Source organism: Croceicoccus bisphenolivorans (genome assembly GCF_001634625.1).
In the GTDB taxonomy this organism is placed as follows: Bacteria; Pseudomonadota; Alphaproteobacteria; order Sphingomonadales; family Sphingomonadaceae; genus Croceicoccus; species Croceicoccus bisphenolivorans.
Genome location: NZ_LRSE01000014.1, coordinates 59,987 through 84,963, shown reverse-complemented (window position 1 = coordinate 84,963; position 24,977 = coordinate 59,987). Strand labels below are relative to the sequence as shown.

Below are 24,977 nucleotides of genomic sequence, written 5' to 3'. Positions count from 1 at the left end.
CGCCGGAAGCGGCAAGCATCCTCGACAGCGCGATCACGGCCTATGCCGATTGCGACAGCGTTCCGATCATGCTGGCCGGCTATACCGACCGTTCGGGTTCGACGACCTACAACATGGGCCTGTCCGAACGTCGCAACGGCTCGGTCACGTCGTACCTGACCGCACGGAGCATTCCGGAAGCGGCGATCACGAGCGAGGCGTTCGGCGAAGCCAATCCGCGCGTGCCGACTGCCGACGGTGTTCGCGAACTGCAGAACCGCCGCGTGGAAATCACGTACGGTCCGGGTTCGGGAATGTAAGCATTCCACCTGCCCGCTCTGCCGGGCATTGCGGGGGGCCGGAGCGATCCGGCCCCCTTTTTTGTGCTCCGCTATGCAAGCCTGTAGGCAACCCGCATTTGCCGGAAGTCAAAGACTTCGGCTGCACCGTCGGGCATTGTCTTGACTGATGAAGGCGGCAAGGATCACTCTTTGCCCTGTCGCCAATGGAGAGATCCGGGGCTTTGCCATGCCGTCGATGACAGCGATGCAACTGGACCGGCCCGGCACGCCGTTACGCCCGGTAGAGCGGGACATGCCGCATCCCGGCAAGGGCGAAGTGCTGATCGCGGTCGCCGCCTGCGGCATCTGCCGCACCGACCTGCACGTCGTCGACGGCGACATCCACGGATCGCTGCCCATCGTACCGGGGCATGAAATCGTGGGCCGCATCGTCGAACAGGGCAAAGGCGCTGGCCGGTTCGCAACCGGCACACGGGTCGGCGTGCCTTGGCTGGGGCACACGTGCGGGCATTGCGCATGGTGCCGGGATCACGCGGAAAACCTGTGCGACGAACCGCAGTTCACCGGATTCACCCGCGACGGCGGCTTTGCCACCCATGTCGTCGCGGACGAGCGGTTCTGCTTCGCCATCCCCGACCGTTTCGGCGATGTCGAGGCAACACCGCTGCTTTGCGCAGGGCTGATCGGATATCGCGCCTTGCGAATGGCTGGAAAGGCGCAGCGGATCGGGTTCTACGGCTTCGGCGCGGCGGCGCACATCCTGGCCCAGATCGCAACGTGGCAGCGGCGCGAAGTGTTCGCCTTCACCAGTCCGGGCGATACTGCCGCGCAAGACTTCGCGCGCATGCTGGGATGCGCGTGGGCCGGCGGATCAGACAAGCCATCGCCCGCGCCGCTGGATGCCGCGATCATATTCGCGCCCGTCGGCGCGCTGGTGCCAGCAGCGCTGCGCGCGGTGCGCAAGGGCGGCACCGTCATCTGCGCCGGCATCCACATGAGCGACATTTCCGCCTTCCCCTATCGCGACTTGTGGGAAGAACGCTCGATCCGTTCGGTCGCCAACCTGACACGGGCGGACGGAGATGAATTCTTCGCGCTGATCGCCGATATTCCCGTCCGCACCAGCACCACGCCCTATCCGCTGGTAAAGGCGAACGAGGCGCTGGACGATTTGCGCAACGGCAGGCTCAACGGGGCCGCCGTGCTGGTCCCATAAGGAAAGGATTTCGCCGCGATGGCATCGCAAACCGGAACGATCGTCGCCTGCCCCGCCTGCAACACGCTGAACCGGTTGCCGACCGGTCGCCCGCCTGCTGAAGGCAAGTGCGGCAAGTGCGCATCGCCGCTGTTCACCGGCCAGCCGCTGACGCTGACTGCGGCGAACTTCGATGCCCATGCCGCACGGTCGGGCATACCGCTGCTTGTCGATTTCTGGGCGTCGTGGTGCGGCCCATGCCGCCAGATGGCACCTGCCTTTGCCTCGGCAGCCACGCAGCTGGAACCGGCGATGCGGCTGGGCAAGCTCGATACCGAAGCCGAGCAGGCGATCGCGGGACGCTATGGCATCCGGTCGATCCCCACGATGATCCTGTTTGCAAAAGGCCGCGAGATCGCGCGGCAATTAGGTGCGATGCCAACCGGTTCCATCGTCGCGTGGGCGCGGCAGGCAGCGGGCGGTTAATCCAATGACAGAACACCCGCTTACCCTCACCTTCCACGGCGCGGCGCAGACCGTGACCGGATCCTGCATGGAATTTGCACATGGCGGGCAATCCCTGCTTGTCGATTGCGGCATGTTCCAGGGGTCGCGCACGCTGGAAACGCTCAACAACGGGGCCTTTGCCTTCGATCCCTCCCGCATTCCCGCCGTGGTGCTGACCCATGCGCATATTGATCACAGCGGTCTGCTGCCCAAGCTGGTGGCGCAAGGGTTCGACGGCGTGATCTGGTGCACCGGACAGACGGCAGACCTGCTGGAATACATGCTGGCCGATGCGGGGCGAATACAGGAAGCCGACACCCAGCGCCGCAACCGCAGACGCGACCGGGCGGGAGAGAAAGCGTTCGCCCCTGCCTATACAGAGGCGGACGCGCTGGCCGCGTGGCGCCTGTGCCGCAAGGTCGGGCTGGAGGAGTGGTTCGAACCGGCCGGGGGCATTCGGGCAAGGCTGTGGAATGCGGGACACATTCTTGGCGCCGCTTCGGTCGAACTGGTGGCGGGCGGCGTGAAGCTGATGTGTTCGGGCGATCTGGGGCCGGAGAACAAGGCGTTCCTGTCCGATCCCGAAGGCCCGTCAGGTTTCGACCATCTGGTCTGCGAATCGACATACGGCGGGCGCGAGCGCGAGGACGTGACCATAGAGCAGCGCCGCAAGCTGCTCGGCACAGAGGTCCGCGCCGCCCTTGCGCGCGGCGGCAACCTGATCATCCCCGTCTTCGCGCTGGAACGTACGCAGGAACTGATGCTCGATCTCGCCTTCCTGCTGCGCGAAGGCGAGGTGCCCGACGTGCCGGTCTTCATAGATTCGCCGCTGGCGTCGAAAGTGACCGGCGTATTCTCCCGCTATTCGGCTGAGCTGGAGGATACGGGCGGATGGGACATCTTTGCCCATTCCTCGTTCCACTTTACCGGCGACGTTTCCGAATCCATCCGGCTTAATTCCGTGTCCGGCGCGATCATCATGGCGGCATCCGGCATGTGCGAGGGCGGACGCATCCGCCACCACCTGATGCACAACCTGCACCGGCCCGATTCCACCGTGCTGTTCGTGGGCTTTCAGGCGCGCGGTTCGCTGGGCCGCGTGATTCTGGAAGGGGCGAAGACCGTGCGGATTTCCGGAACGGACGTGCGCGTGCGCGCGCAGATCCGCCGCATCGATCACTATTCCGCACATGCCGATCAGGGCGGGCTGGTGGACTGGATCGGGGCGCGCATGCCTGTTTCCGGCACCGTCTTCCTAGATCACGGGGAGCCGGAGGGGACGGAGGCGCTGCGCCGCGAACTGCAGCGAAAGGTGCCGGATGCCCACGTCCGCATTCCCGCGATCGGCGAAACCTACGGCCTTGCCGCCGGTGCGAAGGCCAAGCGGCTGGCGACGGGCAGAACCGATATCCAGCAGGCGATCGGGGCCGACTGGCAGAACGACTATGCCGCCTTCGCCACGGCGCTCAAGAAACGGCTGACCAATATCCGCAGCGAGGAAAAGCGGCGCGATGCCCTGCGCCGGATGAGCGAGATCCTCGATTCCTACAACGAAGCGGTAAGGCCCGGATCGAACGGACCAAAACCGGGCTGACCGTCAGGTAAACAGCGCCACGAGATCCCACGCGATCATCGCGGCCAGCAATGCAATGCTGGACATCAGCGCCAGCGCCGCGCTGCGCCCCGCCCGCCAGCCCGCTTCGGCAATGACGATGGCGGTCTTGAAGCTCATGTTGACGGCAACCGTTCCGGCGAGCGCCAGTGCCGCCATGTCCGCGCCCACCGCCCCTTCTGGCAGGGACGAAAAGGCGACGATGGCCGCATCCACATCGAAACTGCCCGCGATGAACAGCGACAGGGCGCCGCCCGCCTCCCCGAATTCGACTTGCGCCCATGCGACCAGCAGCGAGGCACCGGCGACCGCCAGCAGGAAGACCAGCGCGGGCAGCAGCTCGAAAGGCTTCCTGTCCAGCTTGCCCGCCCCGCCGCTGCCTGTCGTCTCCCGCCGCCACGTCACGAATACGGCGGCAAAGGCGACGAGGGCGGGCGGGCCGATCAGGCTGGCCAGCGGCAGTGTCACCACCGGTGCGATGACGAAGCTCAACAACAACACTCGAACGTACATGACGGCGCTGGCCAGCGCGATGCCGGTGGCGAACGGGCCGGATTCCCCGGCCTTCAGCCGCGTCGACAGGGAAGCGGTGACGGCTGTCGATGAATAGGCACCGCCGATCAGCGCCGTCGCGATCGTGCCCTTGCGTTCACCGACGACGCGGTTGGCGATATATCCCGCGATGGAAAAGCCGGTGATCAGCAGCACGACCAGCCACAGCCGGAACGGGTTCCACGCGTCATAGGGGCCGTATTGCGCATTCGGCAGGAACGGCAGCACGGCAAGCGCCAGCACCGCGTAACGCGCAATCGCCTGAAGCTCTTCCGATGTCAGGCGGTTCACCAGCCCGTGCAGCTGCCGCCGCAGGGCCAGCACGAATGTCGTCACCGCGGCCCCGGCAACCGCAAACGCCATGTACCCCGCCCCCGCCAGAAGGCCGAGCGCCAGCGTAAGAAGCGAGACGACCATCGTCGTCGCATCGCGGATGTCGTTTTCACCTCCGCGCCGAAGAAAAGCACCGACGAGCAGCGTGACCATTCCGGCCAGCAGGACCGCCGCCATGATCGGCGAGACCAGCCGCGCCACCATCGACAACAGCGCCCCCATGCCGCCGATCAGGGTGAAGGTGCGGATACCGGCAACGCGCGTGCCGCTGGCCTGTTCGCGCTGGCGCCAGCCCCTTTCGATCCCGATCAGCAAGCCCGATGCGACACCGGCCAGCATCGGCAGGGCAAGGGTCAGGTCGACTGGCGAGGTCTGGCTTGGCACGTCCGGTTCCCGACTTGCGCGGGGTTGCGCATCATGTGCCCGATAAGTTGATTTCCGGCCGAGAACCAGCCCGTTCGTCACAACCCCAGCGACAGGGTGCAGCCGTTACCAGGCGCATTCCCAGAACAGGGCGGAAAAGCCGGGCAGCTGTTCGCGCGATGCCCCGCCGATGGCCGCAATCAGGACGGTATTCTCGCTCGTGTCCTGAAACGGCCGCTCGCCCGGGCCAAGGTTGAACAGGCAGCGGATGCGTTGCGCCTCGAACACGCGATCCAGCACGAGGAGGTCGCCGTCGAACTGGCAATTCTCGATACCGCCCAGCCGCAGGGCCGGGAAATGCTGGCGCAGGCCGAACATCGCCCGCGCGATATTGAGCGTCGAGCCCGGATCCCCTTCCTGCAGCGAAACCGCGCGCCCGGCATTGGCCTCTCCCAGCGGCAGCCATGGCTCTCCGGTAGAGAAACCGCCGTTCGCGCTCTCGTCCCACGGGATCGGCGTGCGCACGCCATCGCGCGACAGGGTGCGCGGCCAGTTGTTGATCGCCTCGGGGTCTTTCAGCATCTCGTACGGGATATCGTCCTGCTCAAGCCCCAGTTCCTCGCCCTGAAAGGCGATGACCGTTCCGCGCAGCGCGACCAGCAGGGCCAGCTTCACTTTGGCAAAGGCGTCCTTGTGTTCGGGCGCACACCAGCGCGACACCGCACGCGGCGCATCGTGGTTTTCGAACGCCCAGCTGGGCCAGCCCATGCCCGGCTCGTCCGGCCAGTGCGTCATGACGTCATGGACAAACTGCGGCGTCAGCTGCGGGGCATAGAGAAAGTCGAAGCCATAGGCGCTGTTCATCCGGGTCGTCCCCTTGATAAAGCGCTTGATCGCGACATTTCCATCGTCGGCGCAGACTTCGGCCAGCGTGAAGATACCGTCGTACCGGTCGGTCAGCTTGCGCAGCTTTTCGAGGAACCTTGGCGTGTCCTTGTGAAACTGGCTGTAGGTGTGGTGCTGGAAATCGAAGGGACGCACCAGCGTCTTGTCGAACAGCGCAGCCGGCGGATTGTCGCGCAATTGCGGATCATGCATCGCGAAGTTCAGCGCATCGATGCGGAACCCGTCGACACCGCGATCCAGCCAGAATTGCGCCACGTCCAGCAAGGCCTGCTGCACTTGCGGATTGTGCAGGTTCAGCTGTGGCTGGCTTTCGAGGAAATTGTGCATGTAATACTGGGCACGGACAGGGTCCCACTTCCACGCGCCGCCGCCGAACATCGATTGCCAGTTGTTGGGCGGCGTCCCGTCGGCCTTCGCCTCGGCCCAGACGTACCAGTCGGCCTTCGGGTTGGTGCGGCTGGACCGGCTTTCGGCGAACCACGCGTGCTGGTCGGAAGTATGGGAATAGACTTGGTCCACCAGCACCTTCAGGCCCAGCGAATGCGCCTTTTCCAGCATCGCGTCGAAATCGGCGAGCGTGCCGAACATCGGGTCGACATCGCAATAATCGGCGACATCGTAACCAAAATCCTTCATCGGCGAGGTGTAGAACGGCGATAGCCACACTGCGTCGACGTTGAGCGAGGCGATATATTCCAGCCGCTCTGCCACGCCGACAAGATCACCGATCCCGCTGCCCGTGCTGTCGGCAAAGCTGCGCGGATAGACCTGATAGATGACCGCGCCGCGCCACCATGGCCAGTCACTCGCACCGGGTGTTCGGGTCATGCCGTGGGGCACGATGCCGGTTTCCTCTGCTGACAGGGTGGGGGAAGGCGCCGGTGGGGTAATGCCGGTTTCAAGGTTCATTCGCTACTCTCGCCAGATGATGAAAGCGTTGCGAGCGACGGATGTTCCCCTGCCGCCCGGGTGAATTTTCAAGCCTTGCACCACATCGCTCTCCCACAAGCGGATTCGAAGGCTATCACGAGAGTTCGGACCATGCACCTTGATATTCAAGGCATATTACGATAAACAATATCACCAACGGGACAGAGGGTGTTTGTAATTTATAGGCAATAAAGCCTCATGCAAAACGCCTTTAAAGTGAAATATAAAATATAAAACGTTTCACTTCTACATGCAGTTTCCGGCTTTATTTCGCTGTACTGTTTTAACTAAGCGACGGAAGACTGTTGAAAGATAACAAGACAACCAGTTCGCAAAATAGACTTCATGCTTACAGCGGGCGGGCAGAAACCTCCGTCGCTGTACTTGGCGCCGGGGCCTGGGGCACCGCGATCGCAATTGCGCTGGCGCGCGGCGGTCACGCGGTCCGCCTGCACGCTCGCAACGCCGAACATGCAGAGCGCATGCGCGCCGATCGCGCCAATGCCCGGCGCCTGCCCGGTCATCCCTTTCCATCGACACTTGCCGTGGGCGACACGATCCTTGCAACGGTCGCCGGTGCCGATGCAGTGTTCCTTGCCGGCCCCAGCAGCGCGGTAGAGGCGCAGGCGATCGCCGCGCACGAACACGTTTCGCGCCATACGCCCTTCATCGTCTGCGCCAAGGGACTGGCCAGCGACGGCACGTTCCTGTGTGAACGGATCGCAAAGATCCGCAACGGCGCGCCGGTGCTGATGCTGTCCGGCCCCAGCTTCGCGGAGGAAGTGGCCGAAGGGCTGCAGACCATCGTTTCGGTATCCGGCCCCGCCGATGTCGCGGCGCGCATCTGTTCGCGCCTGTCGAGCGAGACTTTCGTTCTTTCCCCTTGCAAGGATATTCGCGGGGTGCAGGTCGCCGGCGTTTTCAAGAACGTTGCCGCCATCCTGTGCGGCGCATCAGACGGGCTGGACGCCGGCGCCAATTCGCGCGCCGCACTGATGAGCGAGGCGATCCGCGAGGCCGCCGCATTCGTCGATGCCGTGGGCGGCGATCCGCTGACCCTGCTCGGCCCTGCAGGCTTCGGCGATTTCGCGCTGACCTGCACCGATCCGCAATCGCGCAACTATTCGATGGGCTATCGCCTTGCCAGCAGCGAGGACGAGGGCGACGAAACGCACGAGGGCGCCGCCAATGTGGAGGCGCTGGTCGCACGTGCCGACGAACTGGGCGTCGATGTCCCGCTGGTCGAAGCGGCGGCAGACCTCGTGGCCGGACGCGCCAGCCCGCGCGTCGCCGTGGGCGCGGCATTCCGCCAGCGACTGCGCCGTTCGCGCAAAACGGGGAAGGCCGCCTGATGAGCATGTCGACGATGATGGACCGCAACACGCCCGTTCAGGCGGGACAGGACTATGGACTGGTGCTGGCCACCGACCTTGACGGCACATTCCTCGGCGGCTCTGACGAAGAGCGCCGCGTGCTCTATGAAACGATCGAGGCGCGCGACGATGTCCTGCTCGTCTTCGTGACAGGGCGCGATGTCGATTTCATCCGCGAACTGATCGCGCAGCCGGGCATGCCGACGCCGCGCTACATCGTGGGCGATGTCGGCACCTCGGTCTATGACGTGGCGGAAGACTTCATGCCCGTCACCGCTCTGGAAGCGGAGATCGAGGCGAAGTGGGGCGATGCGAACGAACGCGTGGTCGCGATGCTGAAGGACGAACCGGGCATCGAACTGCAGCCGACCCCCTTCCGCCACCGCGTCAGTTATTACTACAAGCCCGACCAGTTGCAGGAATCCACCGTCCGCAAGATCGAGGATGCAGGCTTCGACTGCCTCACCAGTGCGGACCTTTACCTCGATGTTCTGCCCAAGGGGATCGCCAAGGGGCCGACGCTGCGCCGCATGGTGCAGGCGCTGTCACTGCCCGAAGCCAAGGTGCTGGCCGCGGGCGACACGATGAACGACCTGTCGATGCTGGACTGCGGATTGAACGCGGTTGCCGTCGGCAATTCGGAAAGCCGCCTGCTCGCCGCACTGCCGGAAGCCCCGCACATCTATCGCGCCACCGGACATGGCTGTGCCGGCGTGCTGGAAGCCATCCACCATTTCGACCTTACGCAAAAATAACCGACAGGAGGGGCAACCGGACATGAACAAGTCATCGCCCGACAAATCGTCGCTGGTCATCGTCTATCACCGCCAGCCCTACGAAGAGTTCGAGGAGAACGGCAAAACCGTCTTCCGCGCGAACAAGAGCCCGAACGGCATCGTCCCGACGCTGAAGGCCTTTTTCAAGCGGCTGGAACCGGGGCGCGGCGCATGGGTCGCGTGGAAAGAACACGAAGAGGGCGATCCCGATTTCGAGCGGGTGATCCACATCGATGACGAAAACGGCGGCTTCCACGTCCGCCGCCTGCCGCTGACGAAAGAACAGTCGTCGAGCTTCTATCACGTCACTTCGAAAGAAGCGTTCTGGCCGGTGCTGCACAGCTTCCCGTGGCTGTTCAGCTACGACAACGTCGACTGGCGCACGTTCCACGAAGTGAACCGCCTTTTCGCAGAAGCCGCGGCGGAACAGGCCGACGAAGGCGCGCTGGTCTGGATCCACGACTACAACCTGTGGCTGGTGCCGCATTACCTGCGCCAGATCCGGCCCGACGTGAAAATCGCGTTCTATCACCACACGCCGTTTCCTTCGCAGGACGTGTTCAACGTGCTGCCCTGGCGCGCGGAAATTCTCGGCTCGCTGCTCGACTGCGATCTCGTGGGCTTTCACATCCCGCGCTATGCCAAGAACTTTGCCGATGTCGCTCGCGGGCTGACCGGCGCGGAAATCAGCGAAGTCGTCGATACGCCGGTGCACCTCAACGTGCCGGGGCAGGCCCTGTCCGAACCGCAGATGCCGCGCACGCTGAAGCTGGGAAATCGCGAAATCGCCATCGACAGCTCGCCCGTGGGGGCAGACGTCCACCTGATCGACGAGATTCTCGACAAGCAGGACACGTCGGACCTCGAAGACCGTATTCTCAGCCGTATGGACGGGCGCAAGCTGATCGTGGCGGTTGGCCGGACCGACTATACCAAGGGCACGATCGAGGCGCTGAAGGGTTTCGAACGCCTGATCGACCGCAGGCCCGACTTGCGCGGCAAGATCAAGATGCTGTGCGTTTCGGTGCGCGCGGCCAGCGGCATGGCAATCTATGACGAGACGCAGAAGGAAATCGAGCAGCTCGTTGGACGGGTGAACGGGCTCTATTCCAATCTCGGCTGGACGCCCATCGTGCTCTATTCCAACGCGATCCCGTTCGACCGGTTGATGAGTTACTACAAGGCCGCCGACACCTGCATCACGACGCCGTTGCGCGACGGCCTCAACCTTGTCGCCAAGGAATTCGTCGCGGCCAAGAACGGTGCGCCGGGCAAGCTGATCCTGTCCGAATTCGCCGGCTGCGCGGTCGAACTGCCAGAGGCGATCTATACCAACCCCTACGGCCACCGCGACCTTGACCGCGCTTTGGACGAGGCGTTGGCAATGGACGACATGGAAGCATCGGGCCGCATGAAGCGGATGCGTGCCGACGTCGAGACTTTTGACATCGTCCACTGGATCGACAGCCTGTTCGCATCGTTTGCGCGGGTCGGTTTCGAAACGCAGGAAGAGCGGGCGGCACAAGCCGCAGCTTGATGGCCGTTTCTGCATGCATCCATCACCTGCGCCTGTTCGGCGTTGCATTGCTGGCAATGCTGGCGCTCGGCCCTGCCCGCGCGCAGGATGATGGCGCGCATGTCGCGATTGCCTGCGGTGCATTGGGCATCGAACTGGAACTGTGCCGCGACGCCGCGCAGGAATGGGCGGCAAAAACCGGCAACACGGTAGAGATCGTCAACACGCCCAATTCGTCGAGCGACCGCTTCCAGCTCTACGTCCAGTTGCTGTCGTCGCAATCGGCGGACATCGACGTGCTGCAGATCGACGTTGTCTGGGCCGGAATGCTGGAATCGCACCTCGCCGATCTCGAAGCACCGCTGGGCAAACGGGTGGACCGGATGTTTCCGGCCCTAGGCGCGAACAACCGGGTGAACGGCAAGCTGGTTGCCGTGCCGTGGTATATCGATGCAGGCGTCCTCTATTATCGCAAGGACCTGCTGGCGAAGTACGGATATCAACCGCCGGAGACATGGGACCAGCTGACCCGCACCGCCGCCGCGATCCAGCAAGCGGAACGCAGGGCAGGCAACCAGAGGATGTGGGGCTATGTCTTTCAGGCAAAGGCTTACGAAGGGCTGACCTGCAACGCGCTGGAATGGGTTTCATCCTACGGCGGCGGCAGTTTCCTCGACCTCGACCGGCAGTTTACGGCCGACAATCCGCAGGCCCGCGCGGCCCTGAACCGTGCGGCGGGCTGGATCGGCACGATCGCCCCGCGCGGCGTGCTGAATTATGACGAGGAAGCATCGCGCGGCGTGTTCCAGACCGGCAATGCCGTATTCATGCGTAACTGGCCCTATGCATGGGCCTTGGCGCAGGGCGAGGAAAGTCCCGTTCGCGGCAAGGTCGGCGTGGTGGCACTGCCCAAGGGAGGGCCGAATGGCGAAAGCGCGGCGGCGCTGGGCGGCTGGCACCTTGCCGTATCGCGCTATTCCCGCCACCGCGCCGAAGCGATCGATCTGGTGAAATACCTGACCAGCGCGCAGGAGCAGAAGCGCCGTGCGATCAAGGGTGCCTACAACCCGACGCTGACCGCGCTTTACGACGATCCCGAAGTGATCGAGGCCAACCCGTTCTTCGCGACGCTTTACCCCGCATTCGAAAATGCCGTGGCCCGCCCCGCGCGCCCTGCCGGTGCCCGCTACAACCAGGTGTCCGATGCGATCTGGCGCGCGAGTTACGACGTGCTGCAGGGCGACAGCAAGGCGGGGCCGGCCCTCACCAGGCTGGAGGACGAGATCGCCCGCATCGCCTATCGCGCGCGCTGGAACGAGGCTGCGCGATGAGCCGCCGTTCCGCCATCGATTCGGCCCGCGCACGCTCGGCGTGGATGTTCGTCGCGCCGATGCTGATCGTCCTCGCGCTCGTTGCCGCATGGCCGCTGGCGCGCACGATCTGGTTTTCGATGACCAACGCGACGCTGGTCGATCTTACCACTTACGATTTCATCTGGTTCGACAACTTCGTCGTCCATGCCGAAGGGCGCTGGTACGGCATCTTTACCGATCCGCAGTGGCTGCGTGCGCTGTGGAATACGCTGGTCTTTGCGGCAGTGTCGGTCAGTCTCGAACTGGTGCTGGGCGTCATTGTCGCGCTGATCGTGAATGCCGCACTGCCGGGCCGGGGCCTGATGCGCGCGGCAATGCTGGTGCCCTGGGCGATCCCGACGGTGGTGTCGGCCAAGATCTGGCAATGGATGCTGAATGACCAGTTCGGCGTGGTGAACGCCATGCTGGAAGGGGCAGGCTTTATCGACGGGCCGGTCGCATGGCTTGGCGGGTCCAGCCTTGCGATGGTTTCGATCATCATGGTCGATGTCTGGAAGACAACGCCTTTCGTGGCACTTCTGGTCCTTGCCGCGCTGCAGACACTGCCGAAAGAGATTTACGAGGCCGCCAAGGTCGATGGCATCCACCCCGTGAAGGTCTTCTTCAAGGTGACCCTGCCGCTGATCAAGCCCGCGCTCGTCGTCGCGGTGATCTTTCGCCTGCTGGATGCGATGCGCATGTTCGATCTAGTCTACGTGATGACGGGGTCGAGCGAGGAGACGATGACTCTGTCGGTCTTCGCGCGGCAGGCGCTCGTCTCGTTTCAGGACGTGGGTTACGGCTCTGCCGCTTCGACCGGCCTGTTCCTCATCATCGCGCTCATCACCGTCATCTACATCATGGCGCTGAAGCCGCTGGGGCGGGAGAAGGCGGCATGAGGGGCAAGCGCATGCTCAAGACCGGCGGCCTGATCGCGCTGTGGATCGTGGTCGCGCTGTTCCTGCTGTTCCCGTTCTACTACGCGGTGGTGTCGTCCTTCCGCGAAGGGTCCGCGATATTCGAGGCTTCGCTCTGGCCCGCGAACCCGACTTTCGCGAATTACGAAGCGGTGATGACCGACCAGCCGTTTGCCAAGAACATCCTCAACTCGCTGATCGTCGCGTTCTCTGTCGTCGTCCTGTCGCTGGGGCTGGCGACGTTTGCGTCCTACGCCTTCGGGCGGGCGAAGTTCAAAGGGCGGCGCCTGCTGCTCTACACCATTCTCGGCGTATCGATGTTCCCGCAAGTCGCGGTGCTGTCCGGCCTGTTCGAGATCGTGCGCCTGTTCGGGCTCTACAACAACCTGCTCTCCCTCGTGTTCAGCTACATGATCTTCACGCTGCCCTTCACGGTCTGGGTGCTCACCAGCTTCATGCGCGACCTGCCGGTAGAGATCGAGGAAGCCGCGATCATGGACGGCGCGTCGTCTTGGACCATCGTGACGAAGGTGTTCCTGCCGCTGCTCGCGCCTGCGCTGGTGACGACGGGACTGCTCGCCTTCATCGCGGCGTGGAACGAGTTCCTCTTCGCGCTGTCGTTCACGCTCACCAACGAACAGCGCACCGTGCCGGTCGCCATCGCGCTGATTACCGGTGCCAGCCAGTACGAACTGCCGTGGGGCAACATCATGGCCGCGTCCGTCATCGTGACGGTGCCGCTGATCGTGCTGGTGCTGTTCTTCCAGAAGAAGCTCGTCGCCGGGCTGACTGCCGGCGCAGTGAAGGGATAAGAGATGTCGTCCGTCCGCCTAGAAGGCATAGCCAAGCGTTTCGGCTCGACCGAAGTAATCCGCGGCGTCGACCTCGACATAAAGAGCGGCGAATTCGTCGTCTTCGTCGGCGCGTCGGGGTCGGGCAAGTCGACCCTGCTGCGCATGATCGCGGGGCTGGAACAACCGAGCGAGGGGCAGGTCTTCATCGGCGATAGCGACGTGACCGATGCCCCGCCCTCGCAGCGCGGCGTATCGATGGTGTTCCAGTCCTACGCGCTCTACCCCCACATGACGGTGCGCGATAACATCGCCTTCGGCCTGAAACTGAAGAAGGCGGGCAAGGCCGCGATCGAGGAAGCGGTGACCCGCGTTGCCACCATGCTGGAGATCGAGGGGTTGCTGGATCGCAAGCCGGGGCAGCTCTCCGGCGGCCAGCGCCAGCGCGTCGCCATTGCCCGCGCCATCGTGCGCGAACCCGATGTCTTCCTGTTCGACGAGCCGCTGTCGAACCTAGACGCCGCGCTGCGCACCCGCACCCGGATCGAGATCAAGGACCTGCACCGCAAATTGCAGGCCACGATGATCTACGTGACGCACGACCAGATCGAGGCGATGAGCCTTGCCGACCGGATGGTGATCCTGAACGGCGGGCACATCGAACAGGTCGGCCCGCCGGCCGTGCTCTATCACGAACCGGCCACGAAATATGTCGCGGCCTTCCTCGGCTCGCCTTCGATGAACTTCCTGCCGCCGGAACTCGCAGGCAGCACCGAGGCTGCCGAAATCGGCATCCGGCCAGAGGACGTGCGCGTGGCCGCGTCCGGCCTTCCGGCCACCATCGAGGAGATCGAGGAACTGGGCGAGACGCGGGTGATTCACGCAAGGCTGGAAAGCGGCGATCCGGTCGCCTTGCGAGACCGTGATCTTGCCGACCCGCACATCGGCCAGAACCTGTCGCTGGAATTCGACAGGGAGCGGGTCCACCACTTCGATGCGGACGGGAAACGCATGCCCGGCTGACGGCGATTACTGAACCGGCTACCCCTGTGAAACTAGGGGTTTTTTCCCGCTGCGCCGCACCGGCTATTAACGAATTGATAGCAGACTACGGGCTAATTGTCCGGGTGCGGCGTCGGCCCCGGCTGTGGGGTCAGTCGGCGCAGAAGGAACCGGCCGACGTGAACGATCTGAGCCTTTCGAACACCGCCTTCCCGCCAGCCACCGCGATCGGTCGCTATCCCGAACGGATGCCGATCATCCGCACGGCAAAGCTCATCTTTCCAGAAGGGGAATACCCCTGTGTGCTCCGCGACATTTCGGGCAACGCGCTGCGCGTAAAGATTTACGGTGCACCGCTGCCGGACGACGGTCGCACGTTCTGGCTGGAATTCGGCGATGGCGACCGGTTCGAAGTGTCCCTGATCTGGTCCCGCGACGGGCAGGCAGGCCTTGCCTTTACGGAACACAACGATCTCATGTCCCTGATCGGAGAGAAAGGCCCGTTCCGCAAACGCGCCATCCGCATCGCGGTCGATCTTCCCGCCACGGTCAGGTCACTGGGCCGCTCCATCGATGTCCGCATCCGCGATCTGTCGCACGAAGGCGCGCAGATCGAATGCCCGGACATGTTCTCCATGGACCAGCAGGTGCAACTGGCCGTCCCCGCCCTTGGCGAAGTCTATGCCAAGGTCCGTTGGCGCCAGCATCCCGGCTATGGCCTCGCCTTTCTGGAAACGTTCCGATTCGAGGAAATCGCCAATGTCGCGGCGAACCTGCAGGCGCTGTCGAAAGTCTGGCGCGACACCAATCCGATGTCCGACGGGGGAACGAACGACGGCAGCGGCATCGCAGCCTGATCAAAAAAGCACATCCCGATTGCGGTAATCGAGCATCTGAATCGGAACGCGTTAACGTCCTCTTAGCCATTTTCGGTCAGGAATTGCCTAGGGCCACAGCATTGGCCCAACGCAATATCCACAGGGGGCACTGTGCATCAGGGCACGAACGCAGACGGGATGGCTCAGGAACTGGGCGTAGACGTTGTCATCATCGGTGCAGGACCGGCCGGGCTTACCGCCGGTTATCTTCTGACGAAGGCGGGCAAATCCGTCGCCATCATCGAAAAGGACGAACGCTACGTCGGCGGCATCAGCCGCACGGTGGAGCATGAAGGCTACCGCTTCGACATCGGTGGCCACCGCTTCTTTTCGAAGTCCAAGGCCGTGGTCGACCTGTGGAACGAGATCCTGCCCGACGACTTCATCTCGCGCCCGCGGATGAGCCGCATCTATTACGAGGGCAAGTTCTACTCCTACCCCCTCCGCGCGTTCGAGGCGCTGCGCAATCTGGGCATATGGCGCTCGACCGTGTGCATGGCCAGCTTTGCCAAGGCGCAGGCTTTCCCGAACAAGAACGTGAAAAGCTTCGAGGACTGGACCGTCAATCAGTTCGGCCGGAAGCTCTATTCGATCTTCTTCAAGACCTATACCGAGAAGGTGTGGGGCATGCCGTGTGACGAGATGAGCGCCGACTGGGCGGCCCAACGCATCAAGGGTCTGTCGCTCTGGGGCGCGGTTGTGGACGGGCTGAAGCGTTCGCTCGGCCTCAACAAGAAACCGAATGACGGCATGGCGACCAAGACCCTGCTTGAGGAATTCCGCTATCCGCGCCTTGGCCCCGGCATGATGTGGGAAGCCGCGCGCGACAAGATCATCGCCGGTGGCGGCATGATCCTGATGGGCCATTCGCTGCGCCGCCTTGCCGCCGACACCAACGGTGGCTGGCGCCTGCACGCAACGGTTGCCGGTGGCGGCGAATGCGTGATCCGCGCCGGCCACGCGATCTCCAGCGCGCCGATGCGCGAACTGGCCGCGCGCCTTGCGCCGGTTCCGGCATCCGTGCTGGACGCCAGCGGGCTGAAGTACCGCGACTTCCTGACCGTCGCACTGAAGATCAGGTCGAAAGACCTGTTCCCCGACAACTGGATCTACATCCACGATTCGAAGGTACAGGTCGGCCGCATCCAGAACTTCCGTTCGTGGTCGCCCGAAATGGTGCCCGACCAGTCGGTCGCCTGCGTCGGCCTCGAATACTTCTGCTTCGAAGGCGACGGCCTCTGGGCATCGAGCGACGACGACCTTGTCGAACTCGCGAAGAAGGAAATGGCGATCCTCGGCCTGTGCGATCCGAACGACGTGATCGGCGGCGCGGTCGTGCGGCAGGAAAAGGCCTACCCCGTCTATGACGAGGATTATGCCGAGCGCGTGCAGGTCATGCGCGAGGAACTGGAAGCCAAGCATCCCACGCTGCACCTTGTCGGGCGCAACGGCATGCACCGCTACAACAACCAGGACCACGCGATGATGACGGCCATGCTGACGGTCGAGAACATCCTTGCCGGTGAACGCATCTACGACACGTGGTGCGTGAACGAGGACGCGGAATACCACGAGGCCGGCAACGAAGGCGACGAGATCGAACTGCCCCGCTATTCGGCAGAAGACCGCGCCGCCGCGCTTTCCAGCATGCGCGACGTGCCGGAACAGGTGACGGCGCGCGAAAAGGACGCGGCATGATCGATCCCGGCACGATGAGCTGGGCCACCATGCGCCGCTTCGTGGCCTACGGCTTTGCCAGCGTCGCCGCGCTTGGCGTCGACCTTGCCAGCTTCTACGCGCTGATGGCGGCGGGCGTTGCCGCACCCGCCGCAGCCGCGGGTGGCTATACCATCGGCATCATCGCGCACTGGTTCGCGTCCAGCCGCTTCGTGTTCAGCGGGCGCGTTGCCGAAGCAGGCCGCCAGCGCACGGAACAGAAGGGCCTGTTCGTCGCATCGGCACTGGTCGGGCTGGTCATGACATGGGGCATCGTGGGCGCAGGTACGGCATTCGGTATCGACCCCGGCCTTGCCAAGCTGGCCGCCATCGGCGCCAGTTTCGTCGCCACGTTTCTCATCCGCCACCACTTCGTGTTTACGGAGCGGCTGGCACAGACCCCCGCCAAGAGCTGACCCGCCATGGAGGGGACCGTCATCGGAGATCGCCGCCGCCCGGTTATCGACCTTGACCTGCTGAAGCGGGTTTCGGTCGTCTGGGTGCTCGTGGCGATCCTGCTGACGGCAACCAACCTGTCCTCTATCGTCGGTTTCCACTTCGTGGACGGCGACGACATCCTGCGCCTGCTGGAAACGCGGGACTGGCTGGCCGGGCAATCGTGGTTCGATGTCACCCAATACCGCATCGCCCCGCCCGAAGGGACGCCGTTGCACTGGACGCGGCTGGTCGATGTTCCACTCGCGTTCGTGACGATCCTGTTCGCGCCTTTCGTGGGCATGGGTGCGGCTGAGCATGTCGCCGCAATCGTCGTCCCGCTGATCACGCTCTATTGCGTGCTGCTGCTGATCGGGCGGATGAGCTGGCGGCTCTATGACGAGGAAGTCACCGGCCTGTCGTGCCTTGTCGCGGCGATGGCCATGCCGCTGCTGCACCAGCTGCGCCCGATGCGGATCGACCACCACGGCTGGCAAGTCGTGTGCGGGCTTGTCGCGGTAAACGCGCTGATGGGCCGCGATGCACGGCGCGCCGGCTGGGTCGCGGGCGTCGCCATGGCGGTCTGGCTGGCGATTTCGCTGGAAGCACTGCCGATGGTGGCCGTCATCATGGGCATTGCGCTGGTGCGCTGGCTACGTTGCTGGGAAGATCGCACGTGGCTGGTTTCGATGCTGCAGTCGATCTTCGTCTCCTCGCTGCTGATCCATGTCGCCACGCGCGGGTTCGATCTGGTCAGCTATTGCGATGCGATGTCGCCGGTGCAGCTTGCCGCGATGGGTATCGTCGCGCTGGGGGCAACCGGGCTTGGCCATGCGTCGCAGCGTCCGGTCACGTTCATCATGCTGGTCCTCGGCAGTGTCGGCCTTGCCGCCGTCGTCGCCGCGCTGCAGATCGCGCCGCAATGTTCGAAGGGCGCGTTCGCCGCGCTCGATCCGATGGCGCGCGACATGTGGCTGGCCAATGTGCGCGAAAGCCGGCCGATCTGGCAGCAGCTGCCGTCGACCGGCCTTGCCATCGCGCTGCCGCCGCTGGTCGCGCTGTTCGTTTCGCTGGGCCTTGCCGCCCGTACGGGTGCATGGCTGCATCGCTGGCATCTTGAATACACGGCGCTGATCGCTGCGGCGCTGATCCTGACCTGCCTTGTCGGGCGGGCCGGAGCATTCGCCGCCGCGCTGGCCGCCGTGCCGCTGGGTTATCAGTTGAAGGTGTGGCTGCGCGCGATCCGCAATCTTCAGCGTCCTGGCAAACAGGCCATGGCCGTTGTCGGCATCGTTGCCGCGCTGCTGCCCACCCTGCCGATCACGATCCTGATGCTGGCAACGCCCACGAACGCCGCGCCGCCACCGCAGCAAGCCGAAACGGAAACCTGCAGCCCCGCGACCGCACTGGCGAGCCTTGGCAACAGGCCGCGCAATATCCTCGCGCCGATCGATCTTGGCCCGCAGATCCTGTTCGAAACGCCGCACCGCGTGCTGGCCACCGCGCACCACCGCGCGGGCGTCGCCATCAGCGACAACATGCGCGCCTATATCGAACCGGAGGGCGATGCCCGCGCGATCATCGCCGCGCGTCACATCGAATACGTGATGACCTGCCCGTCATTGCCGGAAATGGACGTCTATCGCGAAGCCGGCCCCGGCGGTCTGGTCGACGGATTGCTGGACGGGAAAGCGCCCGACTGGCTGGAACCGGTAGAGGTGAAAGACGACGGCGCGAAAGTCTGGCGCGTGGTCGGCTAAGGCCGGATCAGGACGAACACGCGGAACAGGTGCCGCGCAGTTCGACCACCGTTTTCAAATTCGCAAAACCCGCCGATCCCGCCGCATCGCGCAAGCCTTCGGTCAACCGGTCATCGTCGATATGCTCGGCCCGCCCGCACTTGTCGCAGATCAGGAAGATGCAATCGTGGCGGCAACCGGGATGCCGGTTCACCAGATAGGCGTTCGCACTCTCGATCCGGTTGGCAAGGTTGGTGCGCACGAACAGGTCAAGGATGCGATAGACGCTGTTGGGCGCCACCCGCTTGCCGCGCCGCGCCGTCAGTGCATCGGCAATGTCGTAGGCGGATGCCGGCGCTTCATGTCCGGCCAGCGCGTCGAACACATCGGCGCGCATGTCGGTCCACTGCTCGCCCGCGTCGGTCAGCGCGGCACGTGCCGCGCGCACCAGCGATGCGCCGCTGTGCTCCGAATGGTGATGCCCAGACTGGGTCTCGCAAGTCATGTGCCGGATATAGGCAGGGGCAAGGCCCCTGTCAGCCCCAACGTCAGCCCCGACGGAACGCCGCGCGATAGTCGTCGGGAAACAGCGCCTTCAACGCGCGCACCTTCGGCTGGTCCCACCGCCGGATATAGGGGTGGTCCGGATTCTTCGCCATGAAGTCCTGGTGATAGGTTTCGGCGGGATAGAACGCCTGCTTCGTCTCCACCTTCGTCACGATGGGGCTTTGCCACAGGCCCGCCTTGCCCAGCTGCGCGATATAGGCCTTTGCCACGCGCGCCTGCTCCGCACCGGTCGGCACGATGGCGCTGCGATACTGCGTGCCCCTGTCCGGCCCCTGCCGGTTGAGCGTGGTCGGATCGGCCACCACGGCAAAGAAGATACGCAGCAATTCGTCGTAGCGCACGACAGACGGGTCGTACGTGACCTTCACCGCCTCTGCATGGTCAGTCGCTCCGGCGGAGACAGCCTTGTACGTTGCATCGCCCTTGCTGCCGCCGTGGTAACCGGAAACCGCGCTGCTAACGCCCTTCACATGGCTGAACACGCCTTCCACGCCCCAGAAGCAGCCGCCGGCGAAAATCGCGGTCTGCAATCCGGTCTCGCTGGATTTGACGGCTGCGGGCGGAGTCCTCACCGCCTCTTCGGCGGCAAGGGCGGGTTGCTGGCAGGCACCGACAAGCGCGGTGCCGATCAGAAGCGACAATAACGGAAGGTGGCGTTTGCGGCGCAGGCTCAGCCCAGAACCGCGGCGATCGCCTGCGTTTCGACCGGAAAGCCCGAGGCCATGAAAAGCCCGGCTGCACCCAAGACGAAGCCGATCGCGAAATTGCGTACCAGGGCCGAATCGATGAGGGGCATTTGTCGTGCTTTCAAATTGCTGTGCCATGCCGGATTAACCACGTAAGACTGAAGAAAGCGTGAACTGTAGCACATGCTTTCGTTCAGTAACGTGAACGGCGATACCGGCCGGCAGACGGGGCTGGCAGACGGGGCCGGCCAGCCGCATCCTCGCATCAGTGGCGGAAGTGGCGCATCCCGGTGAAGACCATCGCGATGCCCTTTTCATCCGCGGCGGCGATCACTTCGTCGTCGCGGATCGAACCGCCCGGCTGGATTACGGCGGTCGCGCCCGCTTCGGCGGCGGAAAGCAGTCCGTCGGCAAAGGGGAAGAACGCGTCGGAGGCAACTGCGCTGCCCACCGTCTTGGCCGCGTCCCAACCGTAGGTTTCTGCCGCTTCCAGCGCCTTTGCAGCGGCGATGCGCGCCGAATCGCGGCGGTTCATCTGGCCCGCGCCGATGCCTGCGGTCTGCCCGTCCTTGGCATAGACGATGGCATTCGATTTCACGTGGCGGGCAACGGTCCACGCGAACAGGCAGTCCTTCAGTTCCTGCTCGGTCGGCTCGCGCCTGGTCACGATCTTCAGATCGTCTGCCGTTATGGCGCGGTTGTCGCGGTCCTGCTGCAGGATGCCGCCGGCGATCACCGCAACGGTCTGGCCCGGGCGGCGCGGATCGGGCAGGCCATCCGACAGCAGCAGCAGGCGCAGGTTCTTCTTCTTGGCAAAGACCGCCTTGGCTTCCTCGCTCGCATCGGGGGCAACAACGACTTCCGTGAAGATCTGCGTGATCGCTTCTGCCGTGGCTACGTCAAGCGGGCGGTTCACCGCGACGATGCCGCCAAACGCGGACACCGAATCGCAGGCCAGAGCCTTGTCCCACGCCTCTGCCAGCGTGTCGGCCGTGGCGACGCCGCAGGGGTTGGCATGCTTGACGATGACGACGGTGGGCGGACCGTCACGGAATTCGGCGCACAGTTCCAGCGCGGCGTTCGCATCGTTGTAATTGTTGTAGGACAGTTCCTTGCCCTGCACCTGCACTGCCTGCGGCAGGCCAGACACGTGCGGCGCCTCGGGGATGTAAAGCGCGGCATCCTGATGCGGGTTTTCGCCATAGCGAAGCGTCGAATCCAGCTTCGCCGCCATCGTGCGGCGCGGCGGGAACTTCTGGTTCTGGTCGGCATAGGCGAACCAGCTGGAAATCGCGGAATCGTAAGCAGCGGTGGCCGCAAAGGCCTTGGCCGCCAGCATCTTGCGGAAATCGCGGCCGGTCGCCCCGACGCCCGCGTCCAGTTCGGTGACCAGCGCACCGTAATCGTCAGGATCGGTGACGATCGCGACATAGTCGTGGTTCTTGGCCGCCGAACGCACCATCGACGGGCCGCCGATGTCGATATTCTCGATCACGGTGTCGCGGTCCGCGCCCGATGCCACCGTCTTCACGAACGGGTAGAGGTTCACGACGACGAGATCGATCGCGCCGATGCCGTGTTCTTCCATCGCGGCGGCGTGTTCGGGATTGTCACGCACCGAAAGCAGCCCGCCGTGGACCATCGGGTGCAGCGTCTTCACCCGCCCGTCCATCATTTCCGGAAAGCCGGTGATGTCGGATACGTCCTTCACCGCAAGGCCCGCATCGCGCAGCGCCTTGGACGTGCCGCCGGTCGACACCAGTTCCACACCGCGCGCGGCCAGTGCCTTGCCCAGTTCCACCAGTCCGGTCTTGTCCGATACCGACAGGAGTGCGCGGCGGACGGTGATCGGTTTTTCCATGGTGGGCGGGCCTTTCAAGGATCTGGCGGCTTCAGGAGGTTTGCGTGTTTCGCAACTGCAATGTGTGCCGCGTGCCTCTAGTGCCTGCCCTCGCCCGCCGCAAGAACCCGCAGGGCCGAAAAGGGCGGGTTTACCCCATCCGCCTGAACGACCAGCCGATTTCGCCGCCTTCGCGTTCGATGTTACCGCTGGCGACAAGCTGCCGGATCTGCCGTGGATGGCCACCGGCATCGACCCACAGCGAATCTTCCACGTCCAGCGCGCCGGCGTCGGTGCGGAACTGCCAGTACGACCCGTCCGGCATGGCCAGCGCCAGCCCGCGCCCGCTCTCGCCCTCCAGCTGGTGCCCGATCTCTATCCCCTGCCCCAGGTGGAAGCGGATGGCATAGGGGTGGGCGCCGCGCTTCGCCTTGCGCCCGCGCGGCATCAGTCCGTCGATACCCTCCAGCACCGTACCGTCGGCTGACAGAGCAAGCCGCCGTTCGTGGAACAGGCCGTGCCTGCCGACATACCCGTCGTGAGACGCGGCCAGCACTTTCGTCCCGCCTTCGCTGCCGCGATCCAGCGTCACCGTCTTGACCCCGGAGCCCAGTTTGCCCTGCGGCTCCACCGGCGTGGAATCGGCATCGGCCAGCGTCAGCGTGGAATGCGCGGCGCTGGAGCGCAGCCCATCCTCGATCCGGCGCGGCACGGCAGCGCCCGCCAGTGCAGCGCCGCCGCAATTGACGACGATACGCTGGTCGCGGTGGCTGAATTCGAACGCAAGGGTGGAGGCGCAGGCCCCCGTCGCCACGCGCCCGGACGGCGGCGGCGCGGCATCGATCTGCACGACCGACTGGCGCGCCTGAAGCCGGTGATAGCCCCAGTGCTGCACGTCATGCAGCGGCCTTGCGCGCGGATCGGCGACTTCGGCCAGCATCGTGACCATATCGGCGGAAAGCGGCGCACTGCCCTGCCAGCTGCCCAGCGAACCATCGGCATGGGTCAGCGACAGCAGTGCGGGCGTCAGCAGAGAAAGCATGACCTGCAACTGCGCGGGCGGCTCGCGCCGACAGGCACGGTAACATGCGGCCAGCCGCAGCAGCAGCGTGATCGCCTCCACCTGATCGACGGGAGAGCGCGACAGCATGCCGCCATCCTCTCCCACCGCATCGCCCAGTGCGGCGATCAGCCCCGCCTCTCCGTAAAGGCGGCGCGGTTTGCCATCGGGCAGCAGCAGGCCGGCGGCGGTGATCGCCGCCCATGCCGGAAGCGCTTCTCGCGCGCCGTGCGCACGGCCCACCTGCCGGTCGAGCCACAGCGCGGTCCTGGAAAGGTGCTTGAGCACGCTGGCCCTGAACGCCCGATCATTGCCCGACAGGATCAGCGGCGCATGGATCAGCCAGTTGAGAACACGCAGGCCGGTGTGACCCACATCCCATGCCACCCCTTCGCCGATCTCGGAATTGACGAGCAGCCAGCGGCGCAGGATCTCCTCCCCCACCGGCGCAACCTTGTCGCGCGTTCCCGCCGCCTCCAGATCCGCCAGCCACGTAAAGCCGTGGATCGCGCGCGCCACCGGAGGGCCAAGCGCAGTGCTGGAATAATCGGCCGCGTCCGTCCCGATCCGCTTGCCCGCGATGGTGAAGTGCCCTGCGCGAAGCGCCATGCCCGCCGCCCGCTCGCCCGGCACGGGTTCGTCCACCGTGGCAAGAATGCGCAGGCGCGACGGCTTGTGGAACGGGCGCACCAGATTGCGCGCCGAAACCCCGCGCGCGTAAAGAAACCGCATCGCCCCGTCGACCATGCCAAGGCGCGGCGGGGCAAGATCGGCCAGTTCGGGCTCGCCCGCGGGGTCGGCGAGCATCGCCGCAGGTTCGACCAGCCCGGCATCGCCATCGTTCATGCTCAAGGGTATGGCCCGGCGCGGCTGAACAGTGCCGCTGCGCTTGCCAGAGCCGAGGTCGGATGGCTCGACACCCATGCGATCATCAGCCCCCCGCCGCTTTCAGCGCGGCGATGTTTTTCGCGTACATGTCCGGCCCGCCCTTGAAGGTGGCGGAACCTGCGACCAGCACGTCCGCACCCGCGTCGACGCACAGTTTTGCGGTTTCGGCATTCACGCCTCCGTCGACTTCCAGCCGGATGTCGCGGCCCGACTTGTCGATCATCTTGCGTACCGCCTCGATCTTGCGAAGCTGGGAATGGATGAAGCTCTGCCCGCCGAAACCGGGATTGACGCTCATCACCAGAACAAGGTCGATGTCGTCGATCAGGTAGTCCAGCATCTTGGCCGGCGTTGCGGGATTGAGCGAGATGCCCGCCATCTTGCCCAGCCCCTTGATCGCCTGCACCGTGCGGTGGACGTGCGGCCCTGCTTCGGGATGGACGGTGATGATGTCCGCACCCGCGGCGGCGAATTCCTCAAGATAGAGGTCCACCGGGCTGATCATCAGGTGCACGTCGAAGATCTTCTTCGTGTGCGGGCGAAGCGCCTTCACCACGGCGGGGCCGATCGTGATGTTGGGCACGAAATGCCCGTCCATGACATCGACATGGATCCAGTCGGCACCGGCGGCATCGATCGCGGCAACTTCCTCGCCCAGCTTTGCGAAATCGGCGGACAGGATGGATGGTGAAATAAGAGGTGTGGGCATGCGGGCCGAATTACTCCACTCCACCAAAGCGCCACAAGCCGGAACGAAGCTCT

22 protein-coding genes and 1 pseudogene are annotated in these 24,977 nt (G+C 64.5%); 15 read left to right on the top strand and 8 right to left on the bottom strand.

Going from position 1 to position 24,977, the window contains the following annotated elements; all coding sequences use genetic code 11:
- From A7A77_RS14145 to A7A77_RS14130, 4 genes are all read left to right on the top strand, one after another.
- Positions 1 to 299: OmpA family protein (locus tag A7A77_RS14145; RefSeq protein WP_082836151.1), on the top strand; the 299-nt coding region annotated here is incomplete at its 5' end.
- A 148-nt stretch (positions 300 to 447) separates the two neighbouring features.
- Positions 448 to 1,497: a zinc-dependent alcohol dehydrogenase family protein gene (locus A7A77_RS14140; protein WP_425388577.1), complete on the top strand. Its 1,050-nt coding sequence runs from the start codon at positions 448 to 450 to the stop codon at positions 1,495 to 1,497.
- Between the two features lie 18 nt (positions 1,498 to 1,515).
- The gene (trxC, locus tag A7A77_RS14135) at positions 1,516 to 1,962 is read left to right on the top strand and encodes a thioredoxin TrxC (protein WP_066559676.1); all 447 of its coding nucleotides are present in this window, start codon (positions 1,516 to 1,518) and stop codon (positions 1,960 to 1,962) included.
- Positions 1,963 to 1,966: 4 nt separating this feature from the next.
- The gene (locus A7A77_RS14130; protein ID WP_066559673.1) at positions 1,967 to 3,577 is read left to right on the top strand and encodes an MBL fold metallo-hydrolase RNA specificity domain-containing protein; all 1,611 of its coding nucleotides are present in this window, start codon (positions 1,967 to 1,969) and stop codon (positions 3,575 to 3,577) included.
- Between the two features lie 3 nt (positions 3,578 to 3,580).
- Here A7A77_RS14130 and A7A77_RS14125 read toward each other — a convergent pair whose 3' ends face one another.
- Complete coding sequence (locus A7A77_RS14125; RefSeq protein WP_156500584.1) at positions 3,581 to 4,864, bottom strand: MgtC/SapB family protein; 1,284 nt, start codon at positions 4,862 to 4,864, stop codon at positions 3,581 to 3,583.
- A 105-nt stretch (positions 4,865 to 4,969) separates the two neighbouring features.
- On the bottom strand, positions 4,970 to 6,577 hold the full coding sequence (locus tag A7A77_RS14120) for an alpha-amylase family glycosyl hydrolase (RefSeq protein ID WP_066559724.1): 1,608 nt from the start codon (positions 6,575 to 6,577) through the stop codon (positions 4,970 to 4,972).
- 407 nt (positions 6,578 to 6,984) lie between these two features.
- Here A7A77_RS14120 and A7A77_RS14115 point away from each other — a divergent pair, with 407 nt between their 5' ends.
- The 11 genes and pseudogenes from A7A77_RS14115 to A7A77_RS14065 all read left to right on the top strand — a co-directional run bounded on the left by A7A77_RS14115 (position 6,985) and on the right by A7A77_RS14065 (position 19,195).
- Positions 6,985 to 8,031, top strand: a complete 1,047-nt coding sequence (locus A7A77_RS14115; RefSeq protein WP_172799916.1) for an NAD(P)H-dependent glycerol-3-phosphate dehydrogenase — start codon at positions 6,985 to 6,987, stop codon at positions 8,029 to 8,031.
- Positions 8,031 to 8,807, top strand: coding sequence for an HAD-IIB family hydrolase (locus A7A77_RS14110; protein ID WP_216635587.1), 777 nt, complete (start codon positions 8,031 to 8,033; stop codon positions 8,805 to 8,807). The genes A7A77_RS14115 and A7A77_RS14110 overlap by 1 nt, the downstream gene beginning before the upstream one ends.
- Before the next feature lie 22 nt (positions 8,808 to 8,829).
- Positions 8,830 to 10,365 carry a glucosylglycerol-phosphate synthase gene (ggpS, locus tag A7A77_RS14105; RefSeq protein ID WP_066559668.1) on the top strand — a complete coding sequence of 512 codons (1,536 nt, stop codon included), beginning with the start codon at positions 8,830 to 8,832 and terminating at the stop codon, positions 10,363 to 10,365.
- Positions 10,365 to 11,675 (top strand): ABC transporter substrate-binding protein, encoded by a 1,311-nt coding sequence (locus A7A77_RS14100; protein WP_066559710.1) that lies wholly within the window; start codon positions 10,365 to 10,367, stop codon positions 11,673 to 11,675. Before ggpS ends, A7A77_RS14100 begins: the two co-directional genes overlap by 1 nt.
- Positions 11,672 to 12,595, top strand: coding sequence for a carbohydrate ABC transporter permease (locus tag A7A77_RS14095; protein WP_066559665.1), 924 nt, complete (start codon positions 11,672 to 11,674; stop codon positions 12,593 to 12,595). The genes A7A77_RS14100 and A7A77_RS14095 overlap by 4 nt, the downstream gene beginning before the upstream one ends.
- Positions 12,592 to 13,425, top strand: a complete 834-nt coding sequence (locus A7A77_RS14090; RefSeq protein WP_082836149.1) for a carbohydrate ABC transporter permease — start codon at positions 12,592 to 12,594, stop codon at positions 13,423 to 13,425. The genes A7A77_RS14095 and A7A77_RS14090 overlap by 4 nt, the downstream gene beginning before the upstream one ends.
- A gap of 3 nt (positions 13,426 to 13,428) precedes the next feature.
- A pseudogene (locus tag A7A77_RS14085) lies at positions 13,429 to 14,337 on the top strand (ABC transporter ATP-binding protein); the annotation flags it as partial.
- Positions 14,338 to 14,585: 248 nt separating this feature from the next.
- The gene (locus A7A77_RS14080) at positions 14,586 to 15,263 is read left to right on the top strand and encodes a PilZ domain-containing protein (RefSeq protein ID WP_156500583.1); all 678 of its coding nucleotides are present in this window, start codon (positions 14,586 to 14,588) and stop codon (positions 15,261 to 15,263) included.
- A 159-nt stretch (positions 15,264 to 15,422) separates the two neighbouring features.
- A complete protein-coding gene (locus tag A7A77_RS14075) occupies positions 15,423 to 16,982 on the top strand; it encodes an NAD(P)/FAD-dependent oxidoreductase (RefSeq protein WP_066559704.1) in 1,560 nt (519 codons plus the stop codon).
- Positions 16,979 to 17,416, top strand: coding sequence for a GtrA family protein (locus A7A77_RS14070; protein WP_066559657.1), 438 nt, complete (start codon positions 16,979 to 16,981; stop codon positions 17,414 to 17,416). Before A7A77_RS14075 ends, A7A77_RS14070 begins: the two co-directional genes overlap by 4 nt.
- 6 nt (positions 17,417 to 17,422) lie before the next feature.
- On the top strand, positions 17,423 to 19,195 hold the full coding sequence (locus A7A77_RS14065) for a hypothetical protein (RefSeq protein ID WP_066559654.1): 1,773 nt from the start codon (positions 17,423 to 17,425) through the stop codon (positions 19,193 to 19,195).
- 7 nt (positions 19,196 to 19,202) lie between these two features.
- On the opposite strand, the gene A7A77_RS14060 is transcribed toward A7A77_RS14065, so the two are convergent.
- The 6 genes from A7A77_RS14060 to rpe all read right to left on the bottom strand — a co-directional run bounded on the left by A7A77_RS14060 (position 19,203) and on the right by rpe (position 24,924).
- Positions 19,203 to 19,679, bottom strand: coding sequence for a Fur family transcriptional regulator (locus tag A7A77_RS14060; protein ID WP_066559651.1), 477 nt, complete (start codon positions 19,677 to 19,679; stop codon positions 19,203 to 19,205).
- A gap of 43 nt (positions 19,680 to 19,722) precedes the next feature.
- Complete coding sequence (gene msrA, locus A7A77_RS14055) at positions 19,723 to 20,382, bottom strand: peptide-methionine (S)-S-oxide reductase MsrA (protein ID WP_066559648.1); 660 nt, start codon at positions 20,380 to 20,382, stop codon at positions 19,723 to 19,725.
- Between the two features lie 29 nt (positions 20,383 to 20,411).
- The gene (locus A7A77_RS18490) at positions 20,412 to 20,537 is read right to left on the bottom strand and encodes a hypothetical protein (protein WP_281180034.1); all 126 of its coding nucleotides are present in this window, start codon (positions 20,535 to 20,537) and stop codon (positions 20,412 to 20,414) included.
- 155 nt (positions 20,538 to 20,692) lie between these two features.
- Positions 20,693 to 22,288 carry a bifunctional phosphoribosylaminoimidazolecarboxamide formyltransferase/IMP cyclohydrolase gene (gene purH / locus A7A77_RS14050; RefSeq protein ID WP_066559642.1) on the bottom strand — a complete coding sequence of 532 codons (1,596 nt, stop codon included), beginning with the start codon at positions 22,286 to 22,288 and terminating at the stop codon, positions 20,693 to 20,695.
- 130 nt (positions 22,289 to 22,418) lie between these two features.
- Positions 22,419 to 24,251: a heparinase II/III family protein gene (locus tag A7A77_RS14045; RefSeq protein ID WP_066559639.1), complete on the bottom strand. Its 1,833-nt coding sequence runs from the start codon at positions 24,249 to 24,251 to the stop codon at positions 22,419 to 22,421.
- Between the two features lie 7 nt (positions 24,252 to 24,258).
- Positions 24,259 to 24,924, bottom strand: coding sequence for a ribulose-phosphate 3-epimerase (rpe, locus tag A7A77_RS14040; protein ID WP_066559637.1), 666 nt, complete (start codon positions 24,922 to 24,924; stop codon positions 24,259 to 24,261).
- Positions 24,925 to 24,977: the final 53 nt, after the last annotated feature.

Excerpts from the sequence above, each read along its gene's own strand:
- A7A77_RS14140 (WP_425388577.1), top strand. The coding sequence starts at position 448 with ATGAAGGCGGCAAGGATCACTCTTTGCCCTGTCGCCAATGGAGAGATC.
- trxC (WP_066559676.1), top strand. The coding sequence starts at position 1,516 with ATGGCATCGCAAACCGGAACGATCGTCGCCTGCCCCGCCTGCAACACG.
- A7A77_RS14130 (WP_066559673.1), top strand. The coding sequence starts at position 1,967 with ATGACAGAACACCCGCTTACCCTCACCTTCCACGGCGCGGCGCAGACC.
- A7A77_RS14120 (WP_066559724.1), bottom strand. The coding sequence starts at position 6,577 with ATGACCCGAACACCCGGTGCGAGTGACTGGCCATGGTGGCGCGGCGCG.
- A7A77_RS14110 (WP_216635587.1), top strand. The coding sequence starts at position 8,031 with ATGAGCATGTCGACGATGATGGACCGCAACACGCCCGTTCAGGCGGGA.
- ggpS (WP_066559668.1), top strand. The coding sequence starts at position 8,830 with ATGAACAAGTCATCGCCCGACAAATCGTCGCTGGTCATCGTCTATCAC.
- A7A77_RS14100 (WP_066559710.1), top strand. The coding sequence starts at position 10,365 with ATGGCCGTTTCTGCATGCATCCATCACCTGCGCCTGTTCGGCGTTGCA.
- A7A77_RS14095 (WP_066559665.1), top strand. The coding sequence starts at position 11,672 with ATGAGCCGCCGTTCCGCCATCGATTCGGCCCGCGCACGCTCGGCGTGG.
- A7A77_RS14090 (WP_082836149.1), top strand. The coding sequence starts at position 12,592 with ATGAGGGGCAAGCGCATGCTCAAGACCGGCGGCCTGATCGCGCTGTGG.
- A7A77_RS14075 (WP_066559704.1), top strand. The coding sequence starts at position 15,423 with ATGGCTCAGGAACTGGGCGTAGACGTTGTCATCATCGGTGCAGGACCG.
- A7A77_RS14070 (WP_066559657.1), top strand. The coding sequence starts at position 16,979 with ATGATCGATCCCGGCACGATGAGCTGGGCCACCATGCGCCGCTTCGTG.
- A7A77_RS14065 (WP_066559654.1), top strand. The coding sequence starts at position 17,423 with ATGGAGGGGACCGTCATCGGAGATCGCCGCCGCCCGGTTATCGACCTT.
- A7A77_RS14060 (WP_066559651.1), bottom strand. The coding sequence starts at position 19,679 with ATGACTTGCGAGACCCAGTCTGGGCATCACCATTCGGAGCACAGCGGC.
- A7A77_RS18490 (WP_281180034.1), bottom strand. The coding sequence starts at position 20,537 with ATGCCCCTCATCGATTCGGCCCTGGTACGCAATTTCGCGATCGGCTTC.
- purH (WP_066559642.1), bottom strand. The coding sequence starts at position 22,288 with ATGGAAAAACCGATCACCGTCCGCCGCGCACTCCTGTCGGTATCGGAC.
- A7A77_RS14045 (WP_066559639.1), bottom strand. The coding sequence starts at position 24,251 with ATGGGTGTCGAGCCATCCGACCTCGGCTCTGGCAAGCGCAGCGGCACT.
- rpe (WP_066559637.1), bottom strand. The coding sequence starts at position 24,924 with ATGCCCACACCTCTTATTTCACCATCCATCCTGTCCGCCGATTTCGCA.